A 13,192-nucleotide genomic window follows, 5' to 3' on the forward strand; every position below is an offset into this window, starting at 1 on the left:
GGGGGACCATGCGACGCATGGTGGAGGGGTGTCCCCGGTCGTGATATTTGGTCCCAAGCTGCCACCGGGACACCCCTCCGTCAGGCCTTTGGCCTGCCACCTCCCCTTCCAGGGGAGGAATGATGGAATGCCGATCGGTCCTGAGGCTTCGCCAAAGCCCGCTTGATGGCGGCATCGGCGACCGGCGCCATTGCGGCATAGCCCGCCGCATTGGGATGCACCCCGTCGGTGCCATAAGCGGGGTTCAGCGCGTCGCCGACATGCAGGACCGACCAGTAATCGGCATAGGTCGCGCCGACTCGTTTGGCATAATCCTTCAACCAGGCATTCAGCGTCGCGATGCGTGGTGCGGTGGGCAGGCCCGGCTTCCACTCGAAATGATCGGCGGGCGGGATGGAGGCCAGGATCACCCGGATGCCATGCGCCTGGGCCAGCTCGACCATCGACATGATATTGCCCTCGACCTGCGCGTCGGTCGTCGGGCCGGTATTGCCCGCAATGTCGTTGGTGCCCGCCATGATCTGGACGACGGCGGGCTTCAGGTCGATCACGTCCTGGCGAAAGCGCAGCAGCATTTGCGACGTCGTCTGCCCGCTGATCCCGCGCCCCACCCGGCCGGGGGTGAAGAATTGCGGCATCTTGCCGACCCAGCCCTCGGTGATCGAGTCGCCCATGAAGACGATGCGAGGCTTGCCCGGTATCGGCGTCAGCGCGGCATTCGCCTCGCGATAACGCGCCAGATAGCCGAAGTCGTTGTGCAACCGCTCCTCCCATTCGCGGGTCCAGCGTTGCGCGTCGGTTTCCTTCTGCGGCGCCTGCGTCTGGGCGATGGCGGGCGTGGCGAGGGTCAGCGCGACCAGTGCGGTCAGGGCCAGGCGGCTCACGGGCGCAGCTCCGCGCTTGTGGCGGTGACGTTCCAGCCGCGGATCGCGACGGTCGGCTTGTTCGCCTTGGCACTGGGGAAGCGAATCTCGATCACGCGGGTCTCTCCGGGCAGCAGGGTGACGTAATTGTCGCTGAAATAAGCGGGCAGCACCTGGGTGCCGTCGGCGTTCATCACGGTCAGCTTGGTCTCGATGGCGGGGACCGAGCCGCTGTTGGTGAGCGTGATATTGGCGGTCGTCTCCTCGCCCTGGCCCTCCAGGCTGGTATTCGCGGTGATCGTCGCCGCGCCCATCATGGTCAGCGCGCGATAGCCCGCGTCGTCCGCCGCCTGCCAATAGCTGTTGGTCGACAGCAGCTGCCCGCCCGCATCGCTCGCCTCCAGCCGGACGAGTACCGGCCCGCGCTTCATCGCGGAGGCGAGGTCCAGCGAAAGGACCGGCGTCACCGCCTCACCGTTCGCGGCGACCTTCGCCTCCTGCTCGCCTTCGCTCCGACCGTCCAGCCCGACGATCTTCGCGCGCACCTGCACGCCCTTCAGCGCGTCGCGGGTGTTGTTGACCAGCACGACGCGGTGGTCGGGCAGGTTCATCTGGACATGGATCGGCTCGGCGGCCTTTTTCACCCCGTAAAAGGCGGCGTGCGTGTCATAGTCGGAGGAGAAGATCTGCCAGGCCGAGGACGGCCAGGCGGGCTGCGTCATCCACAGCATCCGGCCGGAGTTTTCCGTCCAGAGCCCGGCATTCATCCCCTCGAAGATGGCGCGATAGGATTCATACTCCATCATCTGCGCCTTGCGCTCGAAATCCTCGAGGCCCGTCGGCGCGCCGAAACGCTTTTCCAGCGCATCGGTGAAGCTCTTGACCGCGCCGTTCCCGGTCTGGTGCCAGTCGTGATAGGCCCAGACATCGCCGATCGGCCAGCGATCCGCCTCGGCCGGAATGGCGCGCTTCCACGCCTCCAGCGTCGGCAGCGAGGGCGTGCCGACCTCGACCGAGAAGCCCTTGGCATGGGTCGTGAAATATTCGACCGGCGGCCGCCAGTTATACGGCCCCGAGCCCTGCAGGTTCACCGCGTTGGACGAGGGCATATAGAGCCGCGTCCCGTCCTCGGCGCGCAACAGGGTGTCGAGCCCGGTGTTGAGGATCGGCTGCGGCACGCCCTCGTTCCGGCCGAACCAGGCGACGATCGAGGGATGGTTGCGGAACCGGCGGACGACGTCCGTCGCATTGGCGAGGAAGAGTTGCGGATCCTCAGCCTCCATATTGTAATCCTGGGTCGACTCCCAGAAGTCGGACAGGACCATCAGGCCATATTCGTCGGCCAGGTCGAAGAAGCTCTCCTCCGTATTCTGGCCCACCCAGTTGCGAATGATGTTCAGATGTGCGTCGCGGTGGAGGCGGAAGAACGGCTCCAGATGCGCGCGGTCGACGCGCTTCATATAGTCGTCCATGCCGATATTGCCGCCGCGCGCCGCGATGCGCACGCCATTGACCCGCAGGACGAGATAGGGGGCCAGGCGCGGATCGTCGGTGAGCTTCGCCACCGCCGCCGACTGGTTGCCGCCGGGCGTGAAGCTCATCGCCCAGCCATTCGCCGTCTTGCGAATGCCCTTATGGCTGGTGTCGATGATCCGCTGGCTGCCGCGCACGCGGTTGAGGTCCAGCGTCACCCGTTCCAGATAGCCGTCATCGTCGAACAGCGACAGGTCATAGGTCACCTGCCGCATCCCGAAGCGGAGCGCCTTGGAATCCGACAGCGCGCCGTCGACCGCCGCCGTCAGCGCCAGATTGTGCAACGCCGGGTCGCCATAGCCGTTCGGCCACCACAGGCGCGGGTTCTTGACCGACAGCTGCGGAAATTCGGACGGCGACAGGACGGCGCGGATCGTCTGGCCCGGCGCGACCGTCACCGGCTTTTCGACGACCACATCGTCGAACACCGCGCGGATCGTCGTCGTCACCGGCGCCTGGCCGTTATTGGTGACGGGCACCGCGATCTCGACATCGGCGACGGAATTGTCGGGCTTGGGCAGCGTGGTCACGACCTGCGGGTCGCCGATCACCGCCGGGCCGGTCGCGGCCAGCGTCACGCCTTGCCACAGCCCGGTATTGCGGTCGCGGACCGAGGGGATCCAGTCCCAGCCCTCGGTCGCGACGAAGGTCGGGCCGTCGAGCATCTGGACGCCGCCATTCTCGCCGACGCCCGCCGTCATCGATTCCTCATGCGCCAGGCCTGGGTGCGGCGGCGGCGAGACGCGCACGGCAATGGCGTTGCGCCCGGCGGCCAGCGTCACGGGGAAGCGGCCGCGAATGAACGCGCCCTTCATCGTCCCCGCCAACCGACCATTGACCCAGACCTCGGCCGAGTAGTTCACGCCGTTGAAGGTCAGCCACATCTGCCGTCCGGCAGCTTGCGGAGGCGTGTCGAACTCGGTGCGGTACCAGTAATCCTGCCGCGCCAGCGTCTCGGGGATCGACAGGTTGTTCAGCCCGACCGCCGGATCGGGATAGACGCCGCGATCGACGAGCGTGGTCAGTACCGTGCCCGGCACGGTCGCCGCATACCATTTGCTCGCGTCGAAATTGCCCTGCGACAGGTCCGCGCCGCCGGGGCCGACCTTCGCCGCCTCGATCAGCCGCCAGCCATTCACCGCCCATTGGCCGGTCGCGGTGGAGACGAGCGCGGGGTCCTTCGGCTCGGGCTTGGCGGTGCCGCTGGTCGGGATCGGGGCCTTGGACTGGGGCAGGGTCCAGGCGTCCTGCGGCGCGGTCTGGCCCTGCATCTGGCGGGTCTGATAGGGCCAACTGGGGCTGCCGGTCTGGAGCGCCAGCTTCGCCGGGTCGGGTGCGCGGCGCGCGGCGACGCGGATGGCCAGCGGGTCGACCACCTCACGCACCATGCGGAAGTCGATGATCTTGCCCGCAAAGATCGGCTGGTAGCTGCGCGGCGCCAAAGTCGCGGTGCCGATCACGGGCTCCAGCGTCAGGCCGCGCTGCACCACCTGCCGTCCGTTCACGAACAGCCGGACGACCTTGCCGTCATAGCTGGCCGCGATATGGGTCCATTTGTTGCGATCGGCATCGCCGCCGCCCTGCACCACGCCCGCTTCGGTGACGAGCGCGGGCTGGCCGTCGACCAAGGCCAGATAGCGGCGCGGACCCGTCCGGGGATCGCCGAAGCCACCGATCAGCATCGTCGTGCCCTTGCCCGCGACATCTCGGGGCTGCACCCAGGCGGACAGCGTCCAGTTGGACGCGACGACCGGCGTCTGGAGGATCGCGCGGGTATAGGAATCGCCGCCCGGCGGCAGGTCCGCGTTGATCGGGCCGAGCGGCGTGGCGGGTTGCGCCTGGGGCGCGGTCTGCGCGGAGACGCCAAGGCTCCAGCATAGCGCCGTCATCGATGCCAGAGCCCCGATCGCTCTTGCCGCCGCCACGCTCATGCCTGCTCCCTTTTGAATTGCTGCCGGATAAAGCAAATGAAAAGCCGTAAAGTCAAAGGGCGCGGCATATGTTCCTCCCCTTGCAGGGGAGGAATAAGGGTTATGCCCCGAAACGATCGATCGCCTCGCCGATGCCGCTCCAGACTTTACCGAGCTGCGTCGGAGTGATCGAATAAGGCGGCATGACATAGATGGTGTTGCCCATCGGCCGGACGAGCAGGTCGCGCTCGCGGAAATGCGCGAGCAGCCGGGGGGCGAGGCCCGAGAGATAGTCTTGCCCCGCGCCCAGCTCGAACGCGGCGATGGTGCCCAGCTGGCGGGGGCTGTGGACTGCCGGCTCGCCGGCAATGGCTGCCAGATGCGTCGCCTGCGCGGCTGCCAATGCGTCGATGCGCGCCTGCACCGGCTCCTCGCGCCAGATCGCCAGATTGGCCGCCGCCGCCGCGCAGGCGATGGGGTTCGCGGTGTAGCTGGAGGAGTGGAAGAACTGTTTCGATCGATCACTCTCCGACCAGTGCGCCTGAAAGATCGGCTCGGTCGCCAGCGTCACCGCCAGCGGCACCGCACCGCCGGTCAGCCCCTTGGAGAGACACAGAATGTCGGGCACCACCCCCGCCTGGTCGCAGGCGAAGAGCGTGCCGGTGCGGCCCCATCCGGTCATCACCTCGTCGGCGATGAAGAGTACCCCGTGGGCGGTACAGATCTCGCGCATCGCCGCCAGCGTCTCGGGGGTGTAGAGCAGCATCCCGCCCGCCCCCAGCACCAACGGCTCGACGATGAACGCCGCCGCGCCTGCCCGGCATTCCGCCTCCAGCGCGTCGAGCGTGGCCTGCACATCGCTGGGAAAGGGAATGGTGCCGACGTCGAACAGCAGCGGCGCATAGGCGCGGTTATAGACCCCCCGCGCGCCGACCGACATGGCGCCGATCGTGTCGCCATGATAGCTGTGCTCGAGGACGAGGATGCGGTGCCGTGGCTCGCCCCGGTTGAGCCAATATCCCAGCGCCATCTTCAGCGCGACCTCGACCGCCGTGGACCCGGAGTCGGAGAAGAAGACCCGCGTCAGGTCGGGCGGGGTGATCCGCACCAGCTCGGCGGCGACCGTCTCGGCGGGTTCATGGGTCCAGCCCGCGAAGATGATCTGATCGAGCTTTCCTGCCTGCTCGGCGATGGCGGCGCTGATGCGCGGATGGTTGTGGCCGTGGGTCGTCACCCACCAGCTGGAGATGGCATCGATCACCTGCCGCCCATCCACCGTGGTCAGCACCGCGCCGCTGGCGGTGGCGACCATCGGGATCGGCTCGCCCAGGCCATGCTGGGTGAAGGGATGCCAGACCGGCGAGGTCATCGGAAATCCGCGACGTCGAAATTGGCGGCGAAGGCCTGGGCCAGCGTCTCGCGGGTCAGGTCGGCAAGGCGTGGCAGGCGGCCGAGCCGCTTCACCCCACCGATCGCGGCGATCGTCGCCTCGCTATCCTCGACGCCTTCACCGACAAAGGCGACGCCCAGGATCGGCACGCCGCGCGCACGCAACGCCTCGATCGACAACAGGCTGTGGTTGATCGTACCCAGCCCGGTTCGCGCGACCAGCACCACCGGGCGGCCCCAATGCGCGAACAGGTCGGCGAACCGCAGCTGCCGGGTCACGGGCACCAGCACGCCCCCCGCCCCCTCGGCGACCAAGGGCCCGTCGACCTGCGGCAGGGCGAGGCGGTCCATCGCGATCTCAACCCCGTCGATCTCGGCGGCGCGATGCGGCGAGCACGGCGTCTTCAACCGATAGGCCGAGGGCAGGACCGGACGGCCGCTGAGCCGCGCCACCGTCTCGGCATCGCCATGCCCGTCCTCGTCGGTGCCCGCCTGGACGGGTTTCCAATAATGCGCGCCCAGCGCACCGGTCAGCGCGGCGGAGAAGACGGTCTTGCCGATCTCGGTATCGGTGCCGGTGACGATGACGGCGCTCATGCCAGAACCTCCTGCAATGCCTGGTCGAGCGCGAAGATGTCCGCCGCCTCGACATTCAATGTGATCGACAGCCGCAGCCGCGCCGAACCCACCGGCACGGTCGGCGGGCGGATGCCGCGTATGTCGAAGCTGCGTGCCTGCAACGCCGCGGCCGCGCGCATGGTGCGGCCATTGTCGCGCAGGATCAGCGGCATGATCGGCGTGCCTTGCGCCAGCGCGCCATGCTTCGCCAGTTGCTCGCCCGCCAGCGCGATACGCTCGTGGAGCGCGATGCGTCGCTCGGGCTCGTCGGCCAGGATGCGCAAGGCCTCGCGCACGCCGCGCGCCATCAGCGGCGAGGGCGCGGTCGAGAAGATGAACCCCCGCCCGCGATTGACCAGATAGTCGCGGACGATGGCCGGCCCCGCGACCAGCGCGCCTTCGCACCCCATCGCCTTGCCGCAGGTATGGAGGGTGACGACCCGCTCGCCGGGCGTTGCCAGACCCTGGCCGCGCGTTCCGAAGACGCCGGTGGCATGGGCCTCGTCGACGATCAGCATCGCATCGTGCTGCTCGGCCACCGCGTACAGATCGGCCAGCGGCGCGGTGTCGCCGTCCATCGAATAGAGGCTCTCGACCGCGATCCAGGGCGTGCCCTTGCCGCCGCCGTCGCGCCAGGCGCGGATCGCCTGCGCGACCGCGCCCGGATCGTTATGCGCCGCCGCCACGCTCTGCGCGCGCGACAGCCTCATCCCCTCATGCATACTGGCATGGACCAGCGCGTCATGGACGATCAGGTCGCCGCGTTGCGGCAGCGTCGCCAGGATCGCGACATTGGCGGTATAGCCTGAGGAGAAATACAGGCTCGCCTCCGCCCCGAAGAACGCCGCGGCCTCGGCCTCCAGCGCCTCATGCTCCGGGTGATTGCCGCGCAGCAGCCGCGATCCGCCCGAGCCGACGGGGACGCCTTGGCCGACGGCCTCGGCGATCGCGGCGGCGAGGCGCGGGTGGCTCGCCAGCCCGAGATAATCGTTGGAAGCGAAGTCCTTACCCGCCATCGGGGCCAGCACCCGCAGTCGGTCCCGCGCGGCCAGTCGGGCCAGATCGGCGCGATGAAAGTCCAGCATGGGGCTTCCCTAGCCAGACCGGCGGGCGAGCGGAACCATATTTGTGAGGGATTCCCGTGGCCTTCGACTTCGCTCAGGCTGAACGGGGGTGTGGGACTTTGGTTCTTTTACAACGTCCGTTCAGCCTGAGCGAAGTCGAAGGCCACGCCCCCACCAGCCGTCAAACAGGCTCCGCCAAAGTCACGATCGACACCCCCGGCGTCATCGGCGCGCGGCCGACCAGATGCCGCTCCAGCCGGAAGATCGCCTCGAACGCCTTGTTGAGCGGCGCAGGCGGGGGCGAGTCGTCGCTGTCGTCGCGCCCCGTCAGCCGCCCGGCGATGCGGGCCGCCGCCGCCAGCGGGAAGAGCAGCGAATTGAAATAGGTCAGCTTGCGCGGGGCCAGACCCGCCTTCTGGATCGCCGACACCAGCGTCCCCTTGGAATAGCGGCGATGGTGATGGTTCACCACGTCATGCGCCGACCACATCCACTGATGCGCGGGCACCGCAATCAGGATCTTACCGCCCGGCTTCAGGCAGGACTTCATCGCGGCCAGTGCGGCCACATCGTCCTCGATATGCTCGACCACGTCGAGCACGGCGATCAGGTCATAGGCGCCCCGCTCGATGCCCGGCAGGTCGGGCAGTGGCGCGGCCTGGACCGGCTTGCCCAGCCGCTGCGACGCGATCTCGCGCGCGGCCGGGTCGATCTCGATCGCGTCGACCGTGCCGAAGCTCGCCAGCATGGGCAGGTTGTGCCCGGTGCCGCAGCCGATCTCCAGGATGCGCGCGTCCCCCGGCAGCTTGCCATAGCGGGTCAGGTAATCGGCCAGGATGTCGCGGCGGGCGCGGTACCACCAATGGGTGGAGTCGTGCGCGGCCATGCGGTCGTAAACGATACGGTCCATGAACTTATCCGAAGACCCATTGGCGGTTGAGCGCGAAGGTCGCGATCGGCGTGATCGTGACCACCGGGATCAGCGCGACCCAGGGTTGTTGATGCAGGACACCGGTCGTCAGCCAGGTGAACAGCGCGTTGAGGGCCAGGCCGAAACCCTGGACGACGAGGAATTTCAGATGCTGCCGGCCGCTGGAATCGCGGGTGCCGTGCCCGCGAAAGCTCCATGCGCTGTGCAGGAAAAAGCCGACGATCACCGCGACCAGAAAGGCTGGCGGCACCGCAAAGACTGCCTTGTCGTGCGGCAGCACCCAGGCGGTCAGCGGCAGATAGACCGCCGAATAGACGACCGTCGACAACCCGCCCGCAATGCCGAACCGGATGATCTGGCCCAGCACGCCACTGGACCGCCATCGATCGATCTGGTGCTGAAGAGTCGCCATACCCCCGACCTTGCCCTTTGCGCCGCCCGCGATAGAGCGGGCCCCAAGTCCTGCGCCTTAAGCTGCGGGCGGGTATGAGGGAAGCGTCTTTGGAACGTCTGCAGCGCGAGATCGACCGGAACTGGCAACGCTGGGTGCTGGTGGCATGGGCCGCGATCGCCGCCTGGTACATGTATGACCGCTGGGGCCAGATCCGCTGGTGGTCGCTGGGCGACACCGACGACAATATGCGCCTGATGCAGGTGCGCGCCTGGATGGCGGGCCAGGGCTGGTATGATCTGCGCCAATATCGGATGAACCCGCCGGTCGGGTTCGACATCCATTGGAGCCGCATCGTCGACCTGCCGATCGCGGGCCTGATCCTGTTCTTCCGCCTGTTCACCACCCCGGCCTGGGCCGAGCGACTCGCCTGCGGCCTGGCGCCGCTGATCCCGCTGTCGATCACCATGACCGCGCTGGCGGTCACGATGCGGCGGCTGATCGGCGTCCTGAGTTGGCCGCTGGGCATCGCGCTGCTGCTGTGTGCGCAGGCGACGCTGCTGATGTATATGCCGATGCGCATCGACCATCACGGGTGGCAGCTGGCCATGCTGGCGGTCACCGTCGCCGGGCTGTGCGATCCGGAGGCGAAGCGCGGCGGCGCGCTGGTCGGCCTGGCGAGCGCGGTGTCGCTGGCGATCGGGCTGGAGATGCTGCCCTATTCGGCAATGGCGGGGGCGATCCTGACGCTGCGCTGGGTCTGGGACGACCACGAGGCCGAGCGGCTGGCGGTCTATGCCCTGACTCTGGGCGGCGGCAGCGCGGCGGGCTTCGCGGCCTTTGCCTCCAACGCCAATTACGCGATGCGCTGCGACGCGCTGACCCCGGTCTGGCTGTCGGTGACGGTGGTGGCGGGGGCGCTGCTGTTCCTGCTTGCCCGGGTCAACCCCGCGTCGCGGGGCGCGCGGCTGACCATGGCCCTGGTCGCGGGCGCGGTGATCGCGGGCGGCTTTGCCAGCCTGTTCCCGCAATGCCTGACCCGTCCCGAACAGGTCAGCCCCGAGCTGCAGCGCAACTGGCTGAACAATGTCCGCGAGGCCAAGCCGATCTTCAAGCATCCTCTGCGCGTGGCGCTCCCCATGGCGGTCATGCCGGTGCTGGGCGCGATCGGGGCGATCGTCGCGGCATGGCGGCGGCGGACCATCGGGTGGAGCGCGGTGGCGCTGTTCACCGTCTTTGCCGGGCTGATGCTGTTGTGGCAGGCGCGCGCGGCCCCGGCGGCACAGATGCTGGCGGTGCCCGGCATCGCAGCGCTGCTGTGGATGGTTCTGCCCTGGCTGCTGCGCCTGCGCTCGCCGCTGCTGCGCGTGCCCGCGATCGTACTGGCGGTGCTGGTGCCGACGGGGATCGCGACCGCCTGGATCGTGAAATACCTGCCCGCCGCGCAGCCGACCGCCTATGCCAACCGGGTCAACCATGCGACCGGGCAGTGCGTGCGCACCTCGGTGCTGACGCGGGTCAATGCCTATCCCAAGGCGGTCGTCTTCACCTTTGTCGATCTGGGGCCGCGGCTGATCGTGACGACGCATCACGATGCGATCGCGGGGCCCTATCACCGCAATGGCGATGCGATCCTGGACGTGCAGCACGCCTTCCAGGGCAATGAAGCACAGGCGCGGGCAATCATGAAGCGCCATGGCGCGACCCTGCTGCTGATCTGCCCCGACATGGCCGAGTCGACCAATTACCGCGCGCGGGCGCCGGGCGGATTCTACGACCGGCTGGCGCATGGCTGGGTGCCGGACTGGCTGACCCCGCTACCCTTGCCCAACGGCTCGCCGCTCAGGCTGTACCGGATCCGTTGATCCGGGCAGCCTCTGCGCGCCGTCAGATCGTGGGCGCGGAGGCGGGGGTAGCCGGGGAGGCGGTGGTCGCCGGTGTGGCCGGGCCCTGAGCCGTCTGGCCCTCGGTCGACGTCGCCGGAGCGCTGCTCGACATCGGTGTCGTCACGATCGGCGGCGGCGCTATCGAGGCGATCAGCGCGCTGTTCTCGATCACGTCGAGCGCGCGGTGGGCCAGGGCATAACGCTGGGCATCATGCTGCCAGGCCTGTGCGGCGGCGGCGCCGGGCAGGCGGGCGACTTCGGCCCGTGCGGCCTCCACCATGCCGCTGTCGAGCAGCTTGTGGACCCGGTTCAGCCGCTCGGTCGGGTCGGAGGACGGTGCGCTCCGCTCGCGGATCACGATCAGGCGGCCCAGTTCCTGGCGCATCCCTTCCCACCAGCCGTCGCTGTCGTTGACGACCAGATGGGGCTCCAGATCGTCCAGGTCCTTGCGCAGCGTCTCCAGCGTCACCGGCTGCCGCGACGTCGCGATCAGTACCGAGACCGCGCCCGGCGCGGTGGCGCCGAACCGGGTCTTCAGCTGTTCCTCCAGGTAGCCCAGCGGCTGGCCCCGCTCGATCGCGCGCCGGGTGGCGGCGGCGACCAGCATCGATTCGGCCCGGTTCGCCTGCGTGCCGGCCGTCGTCGCGTCGGTGGTGATGGTCGCCAGCCGCGTCTCCAGCGCGGCCAGCTGCGCCGCCAAGGCGGCTTCGCGCGTCGCCAGCGAAACCGGATCGGCGGCCACCCGTGCGGCGTCGTTGGCGGGGGCGGGCGTGCCCCCGGTCTTGGCCGCCGTCACGGCATGGGATGGGGTGGTCGTACCGCCGAACCAGGACCAGTGGCGCATCGCATAGGCCATCAGCAGCAAGCCCGCGACGAAGGCGATCAGGAACAGCGCGATGATGGCGCCCGTACGGGGGCCGCGCGGGGGCGGTCGGTCGATCGGCGCGAAATCACTCATGCGCCGCTTATCCCCGTGGCGGCTGTCCGGGTCAACGCCCGCGCGGCGGCGACCATCGCGGCGTCCCGGGGCAGGTTGGCGATGGCGAGCGCGGCCCAGCCCGGCCCCGCCGCCTCGGCGACCTTGGCGCTGATCGCGACCAGCGCGATGGATGCGCGCGGGGCGGGGGACGCATCGACCAGCTCGGCCAGCCGCCGCGCCGCGCGGGCGGAGTGGAGAAGCACGATGTCGCCCGCCAGCGTGGCGACCGCCTCGGCCGATACCGGCAGTGGATCGGCGGCATAGACGGTCCGCACCGCCGCGCCCGTCTCCACCCGCTCCCGCCCGGCGAGGTGGAGCAGCCGGGTCAGGCCCATGGCGCGGGCCTGGGCGACGACGGCGGCGGCGTCCTTGGTCCCGGTCAGCACGACCGACAGCCCCGCCGCCCGCGCGGCATCGGCGGTGGCGGGGCCGACCGCGACCACCGGCCTGGCGCTCAGCGTTTCGAGCCCCGGTCCGGCCAGCCGCAGCGCTTGCGCACTGGTGAAGAGCAGCGCGTCGATGGTGGCGGGGTCGGGCGGCGTCCAGTCCACCGCGCGGGTCGCGAAAAAGGGTAGCGAGCGGGCCTCCAGCCCGGCGGTGCGCAAGGCGGCGATCGTCGCGGCATGACCGGGTTCGGGCCGGACGACGACGACCGCCATGGCGCTCAGCCGCCTGCGAACAGGCGGCGCACCTCGGGCGGCGCGCGGTCGAGCAGTTCGATGGCCAGGCGCGGCCCCAATTCCTCGCCCAGCGCCCCCTCGACCCAGCCGCCGACCCGCGCCGATCCGTCCTCGGCCAGGAGTTCGGCGCGCAGGGTCAGCATCTCGCCCGCCAGCGAGGCGAGCGCGGCGACCGGGCTGTGGCAATCGGCGGCCAGGGCGGCGAGCAGCGCGCGCTCGGCCATCACGCAGGCATGAGTCTCGGCATGGTCGATCGAGGCGACCAGCATGGTCGCGGCGTCGTCGTCGGCGCGCGTCTCGATCCCCACCGCGCCCTGCGACGGGGCGGGCAGCATCTGGTCGGTCGGCACCGCATGGCCGACATCGCGGCCCAGCCGGTCCAGCCCGGCGGCGGCGAGCAGGGTCGCGTCGACATCGCCATTCGCCACGGCGGCAAGGCGCGTGTCGACATTGCCGCGCAGCAAGGTGATGGTCAGGTCGGGGCGATGCGACAGCAACTGCGCGCGGCGGCGCGGGCTGCTGGTGCCGATCACCGCGCCGGGACGCAGTTCGGCGATCGTCTCCGCCCCGATCAGCCGGTCGCGGACATCGGCACGCGGCAGCATCGCGGCGATATGCAGCCAGTCTGGGCGGATCGTCTCGACATCCTTCATCGAATGGACCGAGGCGTCGATCTCGCCATCGTAAAGCGCGCGGTCCAGCTCCTTGGTCCACAGCGCCTTGCCGCCGATCTCGGCCAGCGCGCGGTCCTGTACCCGGTCGCCGGTGGTCTTGATGGGGACGATCTGGACCGCGTCCTGGTCCCACCCCTGTGCGACCGCCAGCGCCGCGCGCACCATATGCGCCTGGGTGAGGGCCAGCGGCGAGCCGCGCGTACCGAGCCGGAAACGAACCATGGCCCGGTCTTTGCCGTAAATGGCACCCCTTCGACAACCGTCCTGCGAAGGA

General features: G+C 69.3%; 11 protein-coding genes. 1 reads left to right on the forward strand and 10 read right to left on the reverse strand.

Translation table 11 applies throughout. The features are described from left to right. Nucleotides 1-80: 80 nt before the first annotated feature. The 7 genes from QZ546_RS01600 to QZ546_RS01630 all read right to left on the reverse strand — a co-directional run bounded on the left by QZ546_RS01600 (nucleotide 81) and on the right by QZ546_RS01630 (nucleotide 8,720). On the reverse strand, nucleotides 81-884 hold the full coding sequence (locus QZ546_RS01600) for an SGNH/GDSL hydrolase family protein (RefSeq protein WP_294233599.1): 804 nt from the start codon (nucleotides 882-884) through the stop codon (nucleotides 81-83). Further along, nucleotides 881-4,327: a LamG-like jellyroll fold domain-containing protein gene (locus QZ546_RS01605; RefSeq protein ID WP_294233600.1), complete on the reverse strand. Its 3,447-nt coding sequence runs from the start codon at nucleotides 4,325-4,327 to the stop codon at nucleotides 881-883. The genes QZ546_RS01600 and QZ546_RS01605 overlap by 4 nt, the downstream gene beginning before the upstream one ends. 100 nt (nucleotides 4,328-4,427) lie before the next feature. After that, nucleotides 4,428-5,675, reverse strand: a complete 1,248-nt coding sequence (locus QZ546_RS01610) for an adenosylmethionine--8-amino-7-oxononanoate transaminase (RefSeq protein WP_294233603.1) — start codon at nucleotides 5,673-5,675, stop codon at nucleotides 4,428-4,430. Then, a complete protein-coding gene (bioD, locus tag QZ546_RS01615) occupies nucleotides 5,672-6,292 on the reverse strand; it encodes a dethiobiotin synthase (RefSeq protein ID WP_294233606.1) in 621 nt (206 codons plus the stop codon). The genes QZ546_RS01610 and bioD overlap by 4 nt, the downstream gene beginning before the upstream one ends. After that, complete coding sequence (locus tag QZ546_RS01620; RefSeq protein ID WP_294233608.1) at nucleotides 6,289-7,398, reverse strand: 8-amino-7-oxononanoate synthase; 1,110 nt, start codon at nucleotides 7,396-7,398, stop codon at nucleotides 6,289-6,291. Before QZ546_RS01620 ends, bioD begins: the two co-directional genes overlap by 4 nt. Before the next feature lie 160 nt (nucleotides 7,399-7,558). Next, nucleotides 7,559-8,287, reverse strand: coding sequence for a class I SAM-dependent methyltransferase (locus QZ546_RS01625; RefSeq protein ID WP_294233612.1), 729 nt, complete (start codon nucleotides 8,285-8,287; stop codon nucleotides 7,559-7,561). Between the two features lie 4 nt (nucleotides 8,288-8,291). After that, on the reverse strand, nucleotides 8,292-8,720 hold the full coding sequence (locus QZ546_RS01630; protein ID WP_294233615.1) for a GtrA family protein: 429 nt from the start codon (nucleotides 8,718-8,720) through the stop codon (nucleotides 8,292-8,294). Nucleotides 8,721-8,794: 74 nt separating this feature from the next. Here QZ546_RS01630 and QZ546_RS01635 point away from each other — a divergent pair, with 74 nt between their 5' ends. After that, nucleotides 8,795-10,564, forward strand: coding sequence for an AcrB/AcrD/AcrF family protein (locus tag QZ546_RS01635; protein ID WP_294233618.1), 1,770 nt, complete (start codon nucleotides 8,795-8,797; stop codon nucleotides 10,562-10,564). A gap of 22 nt (nucleotides 10,565-10,586) precedes the next feature. On the opposite strand, the gene QZ546_RS01640 is transcribed toward QZ546_RS01635, so the two are convergent. From QZ546_RS01640 to hemC, 3 genes are read right to left on the reverse strand one after another with little or no spacing between them, the layout of a single operon-like run. Continuing rightward, a complete protein-coding gene (locus tag QZ546_RS01640; RefSeq protein ID WP_294233621.1) occupies nucleotides 10,587-11,543 on the reverse strand; it encodes a hypothetical protein in 957 nt (318 codons plus the stop codon). Next, on the reverse strand, nucleotides 11,540-12,223 hold the full coding sequence (locus QZ546_RS01645) for a uroporphyrinogen-III synthase (protein ID WP_294233624.1): 684 nt from the start codon (nucleotides 12,221-12,223) through the stop codon (nucleotides 11,540-11,542). The genes QZ546_RS01640 and QZ546_RS01645 overlap by 4 nt, the downstream gene beginning before the upstream one ends. Nucleotides 12,224-12,228: 5 nt before the next feature. Further along, on the reverse strand, nucleotides 12,229-13,140 hold the full coding sequence (gene hemC, locus QZ546_RS01650; RefSeq protein WP_294233628.1) for a hydroxymethylbilane synthase: 912 nt from the start codon (nucleotides 13,138-13,140) through the stop codon (nucleotides 12,229-12,231). Nucleotides 13,141-13,192 lie beyond the last annotated feature (52 nt).

This window comes from uncultured Sphingomonas sp., assembly GCF_913062585.1.
Taxonomy (GTDB): Bacteria; Pseudomonadota; Alphaproteobacteria; order Sphingomonadales; family Sphingomonadaceae; genus Sphingomonas.

Excerpts from the sequence above, each read along its gene's own strand:
- QZ546_RS01605 (WP_294233600.1), bottom strand. The coding sequence starts at position 4,327 with ATGAGCGTGGCGGCGGCAAGAGCGATCGGGGCTCTGGCATCGATGACG.
- QZ546_RS01610 (WP_294233603.1), bottom strand. The coding sequence starts at position 5,675 with ATGACCTCGCCGGTCTGGCATCCCTTCACCCAGCATGGCCTGGGCGAG.
- bioD (WP_294233606.1), bottom strand. The coding sequence starts at position 6,292 with ATGAGCGCCGTCATCGTCACCGGCACCGATACCGAGATCGGCAAGACC.
- QZ546_RS01620 (WP_294233608.1), bottom strand. The coding sequence starts at position 7,398 with ATGCTGGACTTTCATCGCGCCGATCTGGCCCGACTGGCCGCGCGGGAC.
- QZ546_RS01625 (WP_294233612.1), bottom strand. The coding sequence starts at position 8,287 with ATGGACCGTATCGTTTACGACCGCATGGCCGCGCACGACTCCACCCAT.
- QZ546_RS01630 (WP_294233615.1), bottom strand. The coding sequence starts at position 8,720 with ATGGCGACTCTTCAGCACCAGATCGATCGATGGCGGTCCAGTGGCGTG.
- QZ546_RS01635 (WP_294233618.1), top strand. The coding sequence starts at position 8,795 with ATGAGGGAAGCGTCTTTGGAACGTCTGCAGCGCGAGATCGACCGGAAC.
- QZ546_RS01640 (WP_294233621.1), bottom strand. The coding sequence starts at position 11,543 with ATGAGTGATTTCGCGCCGATCGACCGACCGCCCCCGCGCGGCCCCCGT.
- QZ546_RS01645 (WP_294233624.1), bottom strand. The coding sequence starts at position 12,223 with ATGGCGGTCGTCGTCGTCCGGCCCGAACCCGGTCATGCCGCGACGATC.
- hemC (WP_294233628.1), bottom strand. The coding sequence starts at position 13,140 with ATGGTTCGTTTCCGGCTCGGTACGCGCGGCTCGCCGCTGGCCCTCACC.